The sequence below is a fragment of the Paenibacillus sp. cl6col genome (genome assembly GCF_900102125.1).
Lineage (GTDB): Bacteria > Bacillota > Bacilli > Paenibacillales > Paenibacillaceae > Paenibacillus_B > Paenibacillus_B suaedae.
Genome location: NZ_FNAZ01000014.1, coordinates 16074 through 32056, shown reverse-complemented (window position 1 = coordinate 32056; position 15983 = coordinate 16074). Strand labels below are relative to the sequence as shown.

At 47.7% G+C, this 15983-nt stretch carries 16 protein-coding genes; 6 read left to right on the top strand and 10 right to left on the bottom strand.

The genetic code is table 11. The annotated features are described in order from the left end of the window. Window positions 1-25 precede the first annotated feature (25 nt). The 3 genes from BLS15_RS26060 to BLS15_RS26050 all read left to right on the top strand — a co-directional run bounded on the left by BLS15_RS26060 (window position 26) and on the right by BLS15_RS26050 (window position 3153). Window positions 26-952: a phosphotransferase family protein gene (locus BLS15_RS26060; protein ID WP_090514503.1), complete on the top strand. Its 927-nt coding sequence runs from the start codon at window positions 26-28 to the stop codon at window positions 950-952. Window positions 953-1040: 88 nt separating this feature from the next. Continuing rightward, window positions 1041-1946: a Gfo/Idh/MocA family protein gene (locus BLS15_RS26055; protein ID WP_028532417.1), complete on the top strand. Its 906-nt coding sequence runs from the start codon at window positions 1041-1043 to the stop codon at window positions 1944-1946. Between the two features lie 637 nt (window positions 1947-2583). Next, a complete protein-coding gene (locus BLS15_RS26050; protein ID WP_021253478.1) occupies window positions 2584-3153 on the top strand; it encodes a hypothetical protein in 570 nt (189 codons plus the stop codon). A 233-nt stretch (window positions 3154-3386) separates the two neighbouring features. Here the strand turns inward: BLS15_RS26050 and BLS15_RS26045 are convergent, their stop codons facing one another. Together BLS15_RS26045 and BLS15_RS26040 are read right to left on the bottom strand one after the other, a co-directional pair. Then, window positions 3387-4493: an alpha/beta fold hydrolase gene (locus BLS15_RS26045; RefSeq protein ID WP_090514501.1), complete on the bottom strand. Its 1107-nt coding sequence runs from the start codon at window positions 4491-4493 to the stop codon at window positions 3387-3389. A gap of 94 nt (window positions 4494-4587) precedes the next feature. Further along, entirely contained in the window at window positions 4588-5181 is a 594-nt protein-coding gene (locus tag BLS15_RS26040; RefSeq protein WP_028532415.1) for a TetR/AcrR family transcriptional regulator, read from the bottom strand. Between the two features lie 231 nt (window positions 5182-5412). On the opposite strand from BLS15_RS26040, the gene BLS15_RS26035 reads away from it, so the two are divergent. Together BLS15_RS26035 and BLS15_RS26030 are read left to right on the top strand one after the other, a co-directional pair. Next, window positions 5413-6363: a sigma-70 family RNA polymerase sigma factor gene (locus BLS15_RS26035; protein ID WP_021253481.1), complete on the top strand. Its 951-nt coding sequence runs from the start codon at window positions 5413-5415 to the stop codon at window positions 6361-6363. A 71-nt stretch (window positions 6364-6434) separates the two neighbouring features. Beyond that, window positions 6435-6875 (top strand): VOC family protein, encoded by a 441-nt coding sequence (locus tag BLS15_RS26030; RefSeq protein ID WP_036667054.1) that lies wholly within the window; start codon window positions 6435-6437, stop codon window positions 6873-6875. Between the two features lie 202 nt (window positions 6876-7077). Here the strand turns inward: BLS15_RS26030 and BLS15_RS26025 are convergent, their stop codons facing one another. The 3 genes from BLS15_RS26025 to BLS15_RS26015 form a co-directional block, all read right to left on the bottom strand. Then, window positions 7078-8064, bottom strand: coding sequence for a BtrH N-terminal domain-containing protein (locus BLS15_RS26025; protein WP_028532413.1), 987 nt, complete (start codon window positions 8062-8064; stop codon window positions 7078-7080). Continuing rightward, complete coding sequence (locus BLS15_RS26020; RefSeq protein ID WP_028532412.1) at window positions 8048-8620, bottom strand: PadR family transcriptional regulator; 573 nt, start codon at window positions 8618-8620, stop codon at window positions 8048-8050. The genes BLS15_RS26025 and BLS15_RS26020 overlap by 17 nt, the downstream gene beginning before the upstream one ends. A gap of 322 nt (window positions 8621-8942) precedes the next feature. Continuing rightward, window positions 8943-9794 (bottom strand): sulfurtransferase, encoded by an 852-nt coding sequence (locus tag BLS15_RS26015; RefSeq protein ID WP_028532411.1) that lies wholly within the window; start codon window positions 9792-9794, stop codon window positions 8943-8945. Window positions 9795-10001: 207 nt separating this feature from the next. Here BLS15_RS26015 and BLS15_RS26010 point away from each other — a divergent pair, with 207 nt between their 5' ends. Further along, the gene (locus tag BLS15_RS26010; protein ID WP_036667058.1) at window positions 10002-10523 is read left to right on the top strand and encodes a GNAT family N-acetyltransferase; all 522 of its coding nucleotides are present in this window, start codon (window positions 10002-10004) and stop codon (window positions 10521-10523) included. Between the two features lie 98 nt (window positions 10524-10621). Here the strand turns inward: BLS15_RS26010 and BLS15_RS26005 are convergent, their stop codons facing one another. From BLS15_RS26005 to BLS15_RS25985, 5 genes are all read right to left on the bottom strand, one after another. Then, on the bottom strand, window positions 10622-10915 hold the full coding sequence (locus BLS15_RS26005) for a hypothetical protein (protein WP_028532409.1): 294 nt from the start codon (window positions 10913-10915) through the stop codon (window positions 10622-10624). A 386-nt stretch (window positions 10916-11301) separates the two neighbouring features. Then, on the bottom strand, window positions 11302-12561 hold the full coding sequence (locus BLS15_RS26000) for an acyl-CoA dehydrogenase family protein (RefSeq protein ID WP_021253488.1): 1260 nt from the start codon (window positions 12559-12561) through the stop codon (window positions 11302-11304). Between the two features lie 133 nt (window positions 12562-12694). Then, a complete protein-coding gene (locus BLS15_RS25995; protein WP_021253489.1) occupies window positions 12695-13507 on the bottom strand; it encodes an ATP-binding cassette domain-containing protein in 813 nt (270 codons plus the stop codon). A gap of 106 nt (window positions 13508-13613) precedes the next feature. Continuing rightward, window positions 13614-14414 carry an ABC transporter permease subunit gene (locus tag BLS15_RS25990; protein ID WP_051249893.1) on the bottom strand — a complete coding sequence of 267 codons (801 nt, stop codon included), beginning with the start codon at window positions 14412-14414 and terminating at the stop codon, window positions 13614-13616. Between the two features lie 205 nt (window positions 14415-14619). Further along, on the bottom strand, window positions 14620-15744 hold the full coding sequence (locus BLS15_RS25985) for a sulfonate ABC transporter substrate-binding protein (RefSeq protein ID WP_021253491.1): 1125 nt from the start codon (window positions 15742-15744) through the stop codon (window positions 14620-14622). Between the last annotated feature and the right edge of the window lie 239 nt (window positions 15745-15983).

The window sequence follows — 15983 nt, the reverse complement described above, 5'->3', positions numbered from 1 at the left end:
AACCCCATCATTCAGGAGGAAGCATATGATTCCAGAACGTCTATCTGCCTATACCAACAGAATCCCTTTGCTAGCTGAAGTAACCGAGTGGGCACTTTTACGAAAGTGGGCGCTATCCGAAGTGTATCGCATCACTTTACGTACAGGTGAAACTCGCATATTGAAATGGGGCGGCAAAGAAATGGCTCAAGAAGCCGCCAATTACCGTCACCTCGTGAAACCTTTGCACATATCAGCCCCTCGCATTTTTGAATATTATGAATCGGAACGCAGTGCGGTCATGATTATGGAGGATGCCGGGCAGTACAATTTGGAGCAGCGTCCCAGCTCGGCGCTCTTTCTGGAAGCTGCAAGAGCGTTAGCTAGAATTCGAGATACAGCTGCGATGCATATCAAGCAGAATATTCCGAGCAGTCTCATTCATCAATACACCGAGACAGCTGCCGATTTCTTGGCGCTTGCGAAAGATCTCCTTCACTCGCCTCGTCTAGCTGGCCATCCTGCCCTCGGCAAACTACAGGACATATTGCCGCAACAGCTGGAGAGACTATATCGCACTCAGCCCCTTACACTCGTGCACCATGATTATCATGCGAAGAACTTGCTCATTCAGGGGACACAGATTATGCCGATTGACTGGTCGCTTTCGTATCTAAGTCCCCATTTAGGCGACTTGCATTGTCTCATTGATGAAGCTCGAGAATATAGTCATGTCCCTAGAGAAGAGATGTTGTCCGCATTCCATAGCGCGATGGAGCAGAATTGTTCGATGGATCAGCTTAAATGGCAAGTGAACGTCGGTGGGGTATGCTGGCTTGTAAAAACGCTGAAATGGCTTGTCTATGGCGGAACCGATACAATCCCAGGTTCAGATGCGTGGATTCCGGATTTGATGGATGAGCTAGAATTGCTCGTGAATAGAATAGAGCAGCCTCCTGGCCGCTTAGTCTAAAACATATAGCCTGAAACCTGTGTCTCAGGCTATACTGTACTCAATCTATGGAATAAACGGAATCTATGGATATGAAGGGGGAACCAACATGAAAATCGGCATGATCGGTATCGGTGATATCGCACGCAAAGCATACTTGCCTGTACTAGGAACCCGTACGGATATTGAACTGTCCATTGCCAGCCGCAATCAAGAAGTGGTCGATGAAGTTGGTCGGCAATATCGTATTCGCAACCAATTCTCTACCGTGCAGGAATTGATCTCTTCTAACATCAATGCCGCTTTCGTACATACTTCAACGGAATCGCATGTAGATATGTTGCGTCAGCTTATCACTGCAGGAATTCATGTATTTGTAGACAAGCCCATCGCCTATACATTGCATGAATCGGAGGAAATCGTTTCTCTGGCTCAACAGCAAAACGTGCAGCTCATGGTCGGATTTAACCGTCGGTTCATGCCGATGTACAAAGGCGCAAAAGAAACCATTCCGGCAATCGAAACTGCCTTCATGCAAAAGAATCGAACCGGCCCCTTGTCGCCAATCCGGCAGACGGTTTTTGATGATTTCATTCACGTGGTAGACACGCTGCTGTACTATGTAGGCGAACCAGAGACGATTACGGTCAACGGCAAGGTCGAGGATGGCTTACTGCATTACTTAGTCCTTAACTTGGTGGGCAAGAAGACGACCGGGCTCGCAATGATGAACCGACAAACGGGAATAACGGAAGAACGACTGGAAGTCATGGGATGTCAGCAGAAGATCGTCGTCCATAACTGCGTTCATAAGACAACGTATGTAAACAACACCGAACAGCAGTCCACATTCGGGGATTGGACTCCCGTTCTCTATCGCCGCGGGTTTGTTGATATGATCGACCATTTCATCAGCTGTGTGAAGAGCGGAGACGAGTTTTTATCCAGTGGAGCAAAGTCACTGCTGACTCATCGCATCTGTGAAGATATCTCGCAACAGTTAGAGATATTATGATTCGCCTTTGCACCTGTAGCATCAACTGCCGCATGGGCTTATATATTGAGTGACAACAGGGAACCCGTTGGCCCCTTAGGTTAAAGACATACTATGCGAAGCAGTAGCAAATTTGTATTGAGCCATTTCACATCCACCTTACTCGTGTGTAGTCTCGACAACTACATGTTATGTAAGAGATATGAACATGGCTCTTTCCGCTGCCTTCCTCCCTATCTTCTTCATACTGCAATACATCCATCATTTAGTAGGAATATGACCAGATGCCAGATTCACGTACCTCAAATCAGCTTTGCAAGCCCAACCGCAACTTAAAGACCACCCCATTTCCAATCCAACAATGGAAATAATACCTATTTATGAACTTGATGTTGAAAAGAATTTATCTGAACTGCTTTGAAAATTGTCCTGTATGGAAATTGTGGTAATAAATGGCTTCATTTCAATCGCCGACTGTAATATATTTGGTTATAACTGCCGATAGACGATGTAGATAATGGACAATTTATCCTTCATGGCAGCTCCATCTCTTCTGAACAAAAATCGGGGAAATCGAAAGATGGCATACCTTTGTATGCGGAACTAGGGTAGCAGAATGGCTTTAAAAAAGAAAAGATATGAAATGGGGTCATGAGAAGTGAATGCTGTCAAAGTAATCGTCGCCCTGGTCGCAAGTATTGTGGCTGGAGGCGCTTATGCCTGGGTAACTAACCAATGGTCAGATCTTGTCCCGGTATACCCATTAATTTTAGCTGGATTGCTGTATCTGCTTATACTATGGGTATCCAAAAAGAAAAGCACCGTGATCTCGCTCGGTGTCCTGCTCGGCATTGTAGCCATTGCTGCTAATCTGTTCATCGGCATGGAGTTATTGAAAAAAGATCTCCAGACTCAAATGACAAAAGCGGGCAGCTTCACTGGTAGCGATGCGGAGATTAAGAGTGCGGTCAATGAATTTCTCGATGAACGGTTAATGGAAATGACCGGATATAAAGGCATTGTCGGGTACACGATCAACCTGACGAGTGGCGAGATCACGACCAAGACTGGAAGAACTGTCGGTGATGATGAGTCGTCTCCAGCCGGCGTAGTCTTCCAGGTCGCTAAGTTCGGTATCATACTGCTAGGTCCGGCCATTATGGGCTGGAGAAGAAAAGAAGAAAATCAAGAAGAGATTGCCGGCGCTGAGGTATCCAACAACGCCTAATCGTTCCGGCAGCCCTATTGACCAGAGCGTCTATCCAATATAACGCTCTGGCCGATTCCCCTACACCTGAATAAGGTGCGAGACGGCCTTACACATGAGGCGAGATTTGTCATGTCTATCATAGCGAGCTGCCCTCGGCAGCGCGGCAGCAATACGTTTAGCGGTGGAGCTATATACTTCACCGCTGCTTCGTATGCCGATTACACCCATCTCTCCCGAAATGTAATTTTGACTTACTTCGTCGTCATCATACTATTCACTCGCTCAAAAATATCAAATAACGCCTCGTTGAATATCCCCTTTCGTTCAAGCATGGCAATATGCCCCGCATCTGGAATGGAGTAAAATTGCTTGAGCGGTGCTTTAATGGTCGAATAGAATTCCCGTGCCAGTGGATAAGGTGTTTGCCAGTCCCGCTCGCCATGTATATAAAAAACAGGGACTTCGAATGCAGCACCCATCGACGCCAAATCGAACGACTCCATTAAATACTTCCAAATATGACGTTGTCCTTCTCCAAATGCCCCAGAGATAAAGAAATAGCGCATATCCTTGAATGTATAAAACGGAGAGCTTAAAGCATTGCCAATCAACTCAATTGTAGGGCCAGCCGCTAACTTATATTTACTTTGAAATTTACGAACCTTTTTAAGCTTCCTAATCATTTCACCATCAAATGTATTTGGAGGGTAAGGCTTCAAACGAAGTAGAGCTCGAACATCGTTTTCGTTGCCCGCTTCTTTTGCCGACTCTAGTACTTTTTCGTAACCGACACGTTCATTATCAATCATATTGACAATCTGCCCGACACCGATATAAGCCTGTACAAGCTCAGGGTATTTTTTAGTGAACAGGCTACCTAGTACCGATCCCCATGAATGCCCCAAAATGATAATCTTCTCTTTGCTGTACTTATTTTTTAAATACTGTACAACCTCATAAGTGTCCTGAACGATACGGTCAACCGTGGTTGTTGGCGTGACTTGTTTCGGATCATTGTTAAAATAGGTTTTGCCACAGTTCCTTTGATCCCAGTGCACAACCGTAACGTGCTTCTCCCATGGGATCTGAAACTCTTGCGCAAATGGCAATATCGTCTCTCCCGGGCCACCATGCAAAAACAGAAGTACAGGATTGTCAATGTCCTCGCCTCGATGGTGCAAATATTGCGAAATGCCGCCGATCGTTACGAACTCCCTACAATCAATACCGTTGCTCGTGGGAGCAATGCGAATTTGATTGGCCTTCTTCTTTTTCTGATACTGGACAAGCAGAACCAAGCAAGCCGTCCCTAACATGATAAGCAGTCCGCCTAAAATAACGATCCATAATATGATCATAGCTGCCTCCAATAATCGATATAACCTCGCCTCTGCTCAAGCAAACCATTGCAACCAATCCACTGTGATGGTCTACAGTCTATTAGGAATTCTCTCATCGCCGGACTCCCCCTGCCATATAGTCGGCAATAGAATGGACGAGTATATCCAGGGCCTTCTCTTTACCTCGCTCACCAAAAGTTATATCTGCCGAACCGACATAATGGAGTGCATTCATTAAATAAGCTAGCACATCCATCTCGCATTCTGATTCATCAATGCCGCAAAGCGATAGTGTCCTGCTAAAATAGTCGTTTGATTTCAAGGTCTCCCATTCGGACACCTCTTCAGGAAGCTTGCGAAGCAGATACTCGAAATCCGATGGAGACACGTAAAGGACAATACTGTCTCCAGCCAGATAAATCTCCTTCAATGCCTTTACAATCTTCTCTTTCACATTTATTTTTTCGGATAGAACGGACTCTACTCTCTCAAAAATTCGACTCTCGTTCTGCTTGATGATCGCATAAAGGGATTCTTCCTTGGAATTGTAGTAGGAATAAAAGGAGCCTTTACCGATGTTGGTCGCTGTGGTGATGTCCTCCACCGTCACTCGCTTTATCCCCTTTTTGCGAATCAGCTCGATCCCTTTTGTATACATCGCTTCCCTCACCATTTGTTTTTCGTGCTCAGTGACAATCTTAGGCATAATCCCCCTCCTTTTTAATGACTATAAAATCATAATTCAGTCAATAAAATATTAAACCATTTTCCTATATATTACAATATGTTTTATAACTTCTTTTATAGTCTGGGAAATCCCGCGTTTAACCGCAATTTGTAAAAATACAGATTGATTACTTTTCCCAATATTTCCATGATATATTTGGTGAGAATGGTCTACATGGAATGTGTATGTCTTTATATAAGGGGGATTGGCATGGATGAGGATAAGCAGGGGATCGATATTCATCGATTCATAACCGAAGCTAGGAATGGAAATTTCGATGCTTTTCGCCAGATCGTTCTACAATATTCTAACGCTATGTTATCCGTTGCCTTCAGCATCATCGGGGACTTTCATGAAGCGCAGGATGCAACGCAAGAGGCTTTTACGAAATGCTATCGTCGACTACATACCCTAGACGATCCTTCAAAATTGGGCAGTTGGTTATATGCCATTGTTTATCGAACAAGTCTCGATTTCGTAAAAAAGAAAAAACAAACCTTGCCTTACGAAGGGGTGATTGCCCCCTCCAATAATAATATCGATACATGGTTAAATCAGCATATGACGCAAGAAACGATTTGGAATGCCATGCAGCATTTAGAGCAGACAAGTAAAATGGCCATCATGCTGCACTACTTAAGCGAATGGACAATGAAGGAAATCAGTCAATTCCTGAATATTTCTTTGTCCGCCGTAGAAAGCCGTATTCGGCGGGCCAGAGCAACGCTAAGGCGTCAGCTCACCGGCGAATTTGAGTCTTATTTCCGAATGCAGCGCCTAGATCGGAAGTTCGAACAGAAAGTCTCGGAACGAATATTAAGAAGCGCAGGTCATTTCTACATTCCCGTACTTCATCGAGAACGGGTATTAAATTGGTTCGTCCAGCATTTTCAACTGGGAATCAGCAGACATGGCAATCTTTTAGTAGAGTCTGGACATGAATTGTATTTACTGGAATGCCATACCCATCTACCAAGTGATTTGCCCTTATTGGCATTCGAGGTGTCCGATATAGAGGAGCTGTGGCATAAGCTGCAACATGACGAAGTCAAGTTGCAGTCGATCAATACGAACCCCTTTATCGGCAAATACTTCATTTTCTATGACCCTGACGGCAACTCATATCATGCGGTTGAACATAAAGAAAAAAGGAAAGCTTGAGGGCGACGGCTTTGATGAAGTCAGATCGTCTATATATAGAAATGTAAATTATGGTGAGAGGTGGAACTTTCATGGCCGAAAAAGAATCAATCAAAACAGAGGAGCAACAAGCAACACAAACACCGATGTTAAAGAGAGTCTCTCATAACTACTTACCCGTATCTAACGTGGAACTTGCATCCAAGTGGTACAAAGAGACATTAGGACTTTCAGTAAGACCCCGTGGATCTGCCGAAGGTGCCATCCTTGTGCTCTGTAACGGGCAATGGTTGTTCCTGCTGGAAACGAAAGAGAAGAAAACAGCAAACTTCATGACGGATCAATGGGAAGGCGACCAATATGAAATGTTCTCTCTGACATTCGAGGTTGATAATATCGTAGAGGTCCATAAACGACTTCGCGAAAGCGGCGTCTACGTCGAGCCGATAAGCGACCAAGGAAGCTGTGGTTTGCAATTCAAATTCAAAGACCCGGACGGAAACAAGTTCAATGTGTGGCAAGACGCAAAATAAACTGTTCATTCATAAGGGAACTTATTAATTCTTGTATCGTCAATAAAGGCCGAATCCCCTTTGTGTGGAGTTACGGTCTTTTCGCTTTATTCAACGTGGTCGGTTACTTATAACGAACGAAAATGTTTATTTTCTACAATACGACTTGCGTCTACCCTAATGTCGATTCAAAACGAGTTAAATTGTAAAACCAATTATTAAATTAAATTGTCAATACAGACTCCATGGCTAATCGTTCTTTCTCCGCAATCTCGAGTAGAAGCTCGGATGCAAGTCTTAGCTCCTGTTGATTTCCGGTTCTTCCCGCATTATCAATCGATGACGAAACACCGTTCCACATCGGCGCGATTTCCGTAAACAGAGAGTATGCCTGCTCTAATTTAGAATCACCGAACAAATCCACGCATTCTTTTAGAAAATCTCTATACAGGTTTCGAAATAAGGCGCCGCCGGTCCCCGCTCTTTCCATCAATAAAGCGGTCAAACACAGATCTTTCTCTAAATCCTTGCTTCTAGAAGGCCAATTCAGGATTTCACCGCTCATTTTTTTGATTCCTTTATTGCCCATATTGCGGATAGGCGGATTCAAATAGGCATGAGCATTGTTGATAAGGGATGATCGTATGGCGGGTGCAAGCGGCGGAAGGGTATCCGTTTGCTCGATCGTAAAGGAGCGATTCCTGGAGCTCATGGGCCCCTTTGCGTTTCTTGCCATAGCCAAATTCGACAATCGCGTTGTCACGAGTCCGCCTTGTTGGCTTGTGTCTGCCATATAGGCGTATTCGTCATCCATGCCATATATCACCGCATAGTGGGCTGCAAAGTGTATTTTGTTCGTAAAGTAATCTAAATAATACGAATCTAATTTAAGTCCCGCAGGAATTCCACGGTCTATGCAGCTTTGCACGTTCTGCCATGCTTTTGTAACAGACGAGGTTTCTTGCACCCTGATATTCAAATTGAGCCGGGATGCTATGCAAGCAGACAGTTCATCAGGCTTTACTCTACCCCCGATAAAAGGAAAGTCCATCCCCTTTGAATCCCAATAAATGAATCCCAAACCTTGCCCTATACCGAATAACATCGGCTCCGATAATCGAACACCTTTATGTTGAAGGAGATTGCCCATCGCTGTCGTCTCGCAGTGTTCTCCGTGAAAAAGAGTAAAACCTTCAATCAACATGGACATGTCCCTCCAGTTCTCCTGTGAGTTCACTGATCAGATTTGCGACAAATGTCTTTTCAGTCTCGATGAGATTCATCGGGTGAAGGAAAAGAGCCCTAACGTGCAATGGCAATTGATAGCCGCCTTGCGATTCATATTTCTGAGCTAAGTTCCTCAATGTCTCCTCTAGAAAGTTCTCCCGTTTCCGCAAAGCTTCTACGGCTTCATTCTTCCCTATAAAAGGGAGAGCCGCGAGTCCGAGATCGAAACGGTTATCTCGTTCCCGCGTAGAAGCTAGGCTTACGATGATTTCATTCCTTAATGTTTCTATCCCCGCTTCCATCATGACATACGTAGACGGCACAGGCCCTTTGCCAGACTTATGGACGGAATTTTCGGATCGGATCAGTCGTTTGTCTTTCAGTTTCTTCAATCCGACGTAAATAGAAGTAGTACCTATATTCGCCCATTCCCTGTAGCCTCTAAGCTCTATTAACTTATTGATTTGGTACCCCGACGCTTGTTTGGATTCCGCAATAATTTGCAGCAACATAAATTCCACGTTGGAAAGAGAACTCATTGTTCATCTCCTCTTCATATTACATACATGTAATATAACACTGATGAAATATAAAATCAAGAAGAGCTACCTAGCATGACGATCGGACTCTTGCTCCCAAGCCAAAGACAATCGCACGTTTGTGGATGGATATACTTGACGAGCTTTTCAACAGTAACCTGTCTCAATTGTTGAACCGTGGCTGGCTCTGGGCCTGCTGCAACTGTTTTCTCCGGCTTCTTGTTTGCCAGCTGTTGAACGAGAACGCCAAAGAGAGCCGAAACAGGTCACTTGCTCACCACCTGTCACAGCCCCAAAGCTCGCGTCCGACGCGGTCCAGCTCTTATTCCTCCAACGTTGCAATCGGATTGTCCGCGTAAGAACTCCAATCGCTCCAGCTTCCTGCATACAGCTTCGCACCCTTAATTCCCGATTGCCACAAGGACAAGAGGTTCGGGCATGCCGTTACGCCAGATCCGCAATAGACGATGACTTCCTCTGCGCCTTGCACGACCGGCTCCCATTGCTCACGCTGCGCTTGCACAGTTAGCCAGTTCCCTGCTTCATCGAGGCGATTGCGCCAAAATTGGTTCACCGCTCCCGGGATATGCCCCGCCTTCGCATCTATAGGCTCAATGCGTCCCGCATAGCGGTCAGCCTCGCGAGAGTCAATCATGACGACACCCGGTCTTCCGAGTCGCTCCCGAATATCATCAACATGAAGAACAAGCTCCGGACGAACCTGCGGTTCATAGCTGCGTGTTGCAATTTCAGGGCCTTCTGCCGATACAGGGTGTCCCGCTTCCACCCACTCAGTGTATCCGCCATCCATTACATAAACATGGCCTTCATGACCGATATATTGCAGCAGCCACCACAGGCGGCTAGCCATGGCTCCACCTTGATCATCATAGGCAATTACCGTCGTAGTACGGTCAATGCCGCTTGCACCAAGCTTCTGTGCCAATTCGCTAATCTCTGGCAATGGGTGACGTCCGCCATGTACCCCACGTGGTGATGACAGATCCCGATCCAAATCAAAATAAACGGCCCCCGGAAGATGTCCTTCCTCATACGCTGCCTGTCCACGCTCCGGCTCTGTTAGCCAAAATCGGCAGTCCGCTACTGCCGCTTGCCCTTCTTCAATCAGCTTCGCTGCTTCTTCCACAGATACAATTACCGTATACTCCTGCATGTCCCTATACCTCCCGAATCCATTTGTACTTTGCTTATGTAATCCAGCCATTGTCGTTCACATCGTAAGACACCCGTTTGCCAAACTCCCCTTCCCATGTCACAATGGGAGAAAATCCACGCGATAACGTCTTGTATCGCCGCGAAGGAGGAGAACAGACCAATGAGTTCGCCTCATGATCCATCATCACCTAATCATAATCATTCGATGTCCGGTCATCACCATCCTGCACAGCCAGAACCATTATTTCACGTTCACCCCATGACCGAGGAAGAGGCGCAGGACATCTGCACCTGGAAATACGAACCGCCGTATCAGCTATATGGATTCCTTCCTTGGGAACAGATGAAGGCGTTGGGCATTGAGATGGGCGATCCCGACATTCGCCGCAAGCAATATGTATCCGTCAAGAACCGGAACGAGGAACTTATCGGCTTCGCACAGTATTTTCCGCTGGTTGGAGTTACGCGCATCGGATTAGGCATGCGCCCTGATCTGCTTGGTCATGGAAAGGGGACTGCGTTCGTGCAAGCCATCGTGAGTGATGTCGCACGCCGTCACCCCGAAGATGAAATCGACCTCGAGGTACTTACCTGGAACCATCGCGCAATTCGCGCCTATCAAACAGCCGGATTCCTCATTACAGATACGTATGAACGGCCTACACCAGAAGGGATGGGGGAATTCCACTGTATGGTGTATCAGCCCGAAGCGAATTTAGCAGAGTAGTCTGCCAATATGATGCTTGGCTGTTCCATGAGCATTCTTTCACCTATGTATAATAAGAGCTGCCCGGTACGGGCAGCTCTTCGTTTTTTTGCGAAATTTTAGATTAGAGAAACCGTGGCCACCGTATCGCTTTCCACCACAATCTCGATGTTGTGAAACTGGGGATCATACTGTACACTGCCGCTTCCGATGAACAACAGCCGATCCTCTCCCAGCCCATAGAACACATCATCTGCGAGCGCTTCCAACACTTCTTGGCGTTCCGCTTGTCCAAGCTCGGCCCAGTCTTCTTCGGTCATTTCGAAAAACGTATACCCGTCCGGAATCAGTCCTATTGCGTTCGTCAATTCTTTCAAAATATCTTCATATGGTCTCCCGAATGAAACGCCCATCTACGCTGCCCCTCTCGAATCAACTATGTCTTCCGTATTGTAGCATAGAACGTCTATTCACTCGAATAGCGATTGCACCAGAAACCTAATTATTCCCCCACGAACTGGCTACTGCTTCAATCAGTTCTTCCACTGTCAGAGCGGTATGCGGAAACTTACACTGCTGGCCTAATTAAGTGACACATGGCGTATCCAGGTAGCCCTGTCTCGGCAATTCTGGCTACAAGAACACATTCCCCCCTCCCCACAATCAGCAACAGAACAAGGAGCAGACCTAATCGATCTGCTCCTGCCGATACTGATGCATATCTCAATGGCAATCACCTCTCCTTGCTCAAAAAGTCATCACCGTTCACGTTCATATCGTGATCCATCCAACGGTTCAGCTAAGACTGATTTCTCGCTTGCCATTGTTGAACCGATGCACGCGCAAGCTGGGTCAGCGCGACATCCTCCATCGGGGGATTATGGAGCCCAAATCGTACATCGCGGTACATCCGCTGCAGCGGATGATCCAATCGGAGGCTGTGTGCACCGACGATTCGCATCGCCTTATCGACAATCGATTGTGCAGCCTGCACGACGAATACCTTGGCAGCCGCAAGGTCGGCAGCTCGCAATTCCGCTCTCTCAGTTCCGCCCGACTCCCATGACTTCGCAACGCTATATAGCAATCTTCTGGCTGCAATCCATTCAAGCTCTATCTCTCCTAAATGCCGTTCCACGTTCGGCGTACTCACAATAGGCTCCGACAACGACGGAGGCGTATACGAGGTAGCGAAGGCAATCGCCTCGTCACGGGCAGCTGTTGCAATGCCCAGGTAGCAAGCTGGGATATGAAGCAAATAAGGGTTCAGCAGCGAACGATCACGCTGATTATGCTTATATAGGAACGCATCCTTTGATACTCTCACCTGTTCCAGCACAAGATCATGACTTGCTGTTCCCCGCATACCCGCCATATTCCATGTCCATTCAATGGACACACCCGGACTGTCGTGCGGGATAAGCAGTTCAATGACTTCCTCACTGTCCTCAAGTGTTGCCGTCACAATAAACCATTCCAGCAGCGGCGCGAAAGTTGTGAACGTCTTGCGTCCGTCCACCACATAACCACCACCAGGGATCGGCTTGACTGTTGTGCGTGTCTTGCCTCCACGGGAAGGACTGCCTCCCCCCACCTCCATGACGGCGCGATTCAGCAGCCCTCCCTCAAGAGCAATGCGGCGGCATACGTCTGCAAAGGTTACCTCCGGCCAAGTTCGGCGCTCTGCCAACTCATGCACAATACTCATATGCCATCCCATGCCAAGCGCTACAGAAGGATTTGCCTGAGCAAGCAGCTCCTGAGCCTTCAGCCATGCGGTAAGCGGCATGGCCTGACCGCCATACTCTTCCGGCACATTCCAAGCTGGATAGCCGATTTCCTTCAGCTTCGCTACATGATGCGCAGGCAGCCCGTGCTTCGCATCCAGCTCTGCTGCATCCTCATGCATATGCTTCACAATTTGTTCCACCTGCAGCAAACCACGCTTTACTTTGCAATCCGAAGCCACCGTCTGCTTCTGGAGATGTTGTTGCTCCGTTTCCACGCCATTTTGTTCATCTCTCCGTTCTCTCAGCGTATGTCCTGCACTTTGTGCCACACTTGTTCCCCCTCCGTCACCTTATCTCTAACTCCCTCATAAACAATTGCCAGCAAACAAGTAATGCAAACAGCAAAAGAAAATAAGGAAAGGCCTATTTCCATCCGAGTCTTGCCAGACAGCTACTAAACAACTAAACAGCTGTGCTATCAGCAAAAATCCGTTCCAATACTCGCCGCTCCAATGCTCCAAACTCCTGATCGGTTACCTGTCGCGGTCTTGCGCATGGATTGGCAACATCCAGCGCAATCCGCCCCTGATCAATAAGCACGATACGATCTGCAAGCCGTACAGCCTCATTCACATCATGCGTAACAAGCAGAGTTGTGAACCGCTGGGTTCCCCAGAGGGAGGCAATCAGCTGCTGCATCTCCAGCTTCGTCAACGCATCAAGTGCACTGAGCGGTTCATCGAGCAGCAGCAGCCTTGGCTTCCGTACCAGCGCTCTTGCCAGCGCTACACGCTGCTTCTGCCCGCCAGAGAGAGTGCTAGGCCAATCGTTCTGGCGACTATCGAGTCCGACCTGCTGCAGCGCTTGCTCCGCTCTTCCTTTCCAATCCCCCTGCAAGCCAATTCCAACATTATCGATCACCGTCTTCCACGGAATGAGCCTGCTCTCTTGGAACATCACCGTAGTGCTGCCCTGAATGCCATGGATTGGCTCACCATCAATCAGTAGTTCGCCCTCCGTCACTGTCTCCAGCCCTGCCAGGAGACGAAGCAGCGTACTCTTTCCACAGCCACTGCGACCAACAACTGCAACGAACTGCCCCTCCGTAATTGTTACATCGATATGATCAAGAACCTGATGTTCTCCAAAAAATTTACTGACCCCACTAATCCTAATCTCTGCCCCTACTGCAGCAGCCTGATCAGGTGCGGTCTCATTCGCTTGGAACGGCCATCCTGTTTGCGCTAACGGGCGCATGGCTTGATATCCTCCCATTTCTCAAACGCCTCCTTCTCTCCACATTCAAGCATGCTCCACACCTAATGAATCTCATCAGCCTTACTTCCGATACCTACTGCAAGCGGGGCTGCTTCGTTCAACCTCACGTTCGTTGCTCTGCATTCCAACGAAGCGACTTGCGCTCCAACAGCTTCGCAATCACATCGGCTGCTTTGCCGAATGCCGCATACAGCATGATGCTCAGAATAATGATGTCTGTCTGCATGAACTCTCGTGCGTTGAGCGCCAGATAACCTACACCAGCATCCGTAGCTATCGTCTCTGCGACAATTAACGTCAACCACATTACGCCAAGCGAATACCGCAAGCCGACAAATATGGATGGCAGTGCACCGGGCAATATAATATGCCGAAATAATAAGCCTGATCGCAGCCCATACACTTTCGCCATTTCCACAACGCCTGGATCAACACTGCGAATGCCATGGTACGTATTCACATAAATCGGGAACATGACGCCTAGAGAGACGAGAAAGACCTTAGCCCCTTCATCAATACCCAGCCAAATAATAACGAGTGGGACAAGTGCCAAATGAGGAACATTGCGCAGCATCTGTATCGATGTATCGAACAATCGATAGAAAGCCAAATACCTGCCGCTAAGTACGCCAAATAGAAAACCGATCCCTCCGCCAATAAGAAAGCCTATAAGTGCCCGCTGTAAACTAACACCAATATGATAGGCAAGTGTTCCATTTGAGGTCAGCTCCCATAAAGTATTCAGCACCTTCATGGGTGTAGGCAGCAGCTGCGCCGACACGATCGCTGACGAAGCTGCCCATTGCCAGAGCGCTAGGCATAATAGGGGCAGCAGCCATGGCACAATGGCAGAGGCGAGCTTACTCCCCCATTTCCATCCACTTCGCTGATTCGTTCCGTCCAATTGGCCTAACCGCTTCGTATCCGCTGTGCCCCGCACATCAGGGGATATTGATCGAACGGTACGTGAAGACTGTTCACGTCTTGTGAACCCCACTGACCGAGCTGAATCGGTGCCAACAATATTCGTCCCTAAGGGTTCTACATCTCGATTGGCCGGATCGATGGGTGAAGCCGCATCTGTCGTGCGCATTGTATATCCCTCCTCATCACTTGCTCGTAACAGGGCCTTTCGCAGCCCACGGTGTATCCAGCGGCATCCGTTCCGCCACCTTGATCGGACTCGGTATCAATCCAATCCGATAATACGTATCCGCCAGCTGCTGCTGTGCGTCGATAATAGCAGAATTGAACAGTTCCACTCCGTACGTGCGGCGCTTAACGGCAAGTTCGACAGCCTCTTTGTCAATTCCCTGTGTTTCCGACAATAGCTTAATCACTTCGTCCTTGTGTGAGTTCGCCCATTCATCAGACACTTGGATCTCCTCAAGAATGGTACGGATTAGTTCAGGCTTCTCCTTGGCAAAGTGTTCATTGGCATAATAGAAAGTACGATTCGGAGAGTAACCTTGGCCATCCGTGAGCGTGAGCGGCTTCAGATCCGTCTGTATTGCTGCAAAAAAGGGATCCCAGGAGCCAAGTGCATCCACCTGCTTCGTCTCAAATACAGCTCGCCCTTCAGAGGCATCCTTGACGTATACGAATTGGACATCCTCCAATTTCAGCCCCGCCCTCTCTATCGCCAGCACTGCCAAGTAGTGATGATTGCCTCCCTTGGCCACTGCGAGCTTCTTCCCCTTCAAGTCGGCAATCGACTTGATTCCTGACTCCGGATGCACCACAATGCCTATCCCTTCAGGATTCGGAAGATCATTGCCTACATACACAAATGGTTTATTGCCCGCTTGAGCGAAGACACCAGAGCCATCCGCTGCATGCCCGAAGTCAATGCTGCCGCTGCTCAATGCCTCAAGTAAGAAATTCCCTCCTGCAAATACCTTCCACTCGACATCATAACCATCTGCCTTCAGCCGCTTTTCTAGATTGCCGTTCACCTTGAGTACGTTCAGCGTGTTGCCCTTCTGATAGCCGATGCGAATCACTTGATGAGATTTCCCCTTATCGCTGGCAGAACCATTGGCTTCTGCTCCATTGCCGCCTACTGTCCCAGTTCCACCCGAAGTGCATCCTGCCAGTATCGCCATCAGGCAGATCCATGAAATAAAAAATTTGACTGCTCGTAAACGAGGATGCCCATTGGCATGATACTCAGATGACTTCGCCTCAGTCCCGCTAGCCAAGTTATCCAATGCATATAATTGGGTTTTAGACATCGTAAGTCCCCCTTTCATAATGAAATTCAGCAAGCAGCAATTCCTTCTCGACGAATATCACTTCAATGATGTTTGACATAACAGGCCATATCATTAACCACACACCATCTCTTCCCGCAATACCGAGCGCTCGCGATGGTAGACTACCTCCTTCCACTCCCGATAACCACATAATCCGATTAACTTACTAAGTATTTAGAAGACATTTTATTCCTCGCGCCTCTTTCCTGTCAATCCTA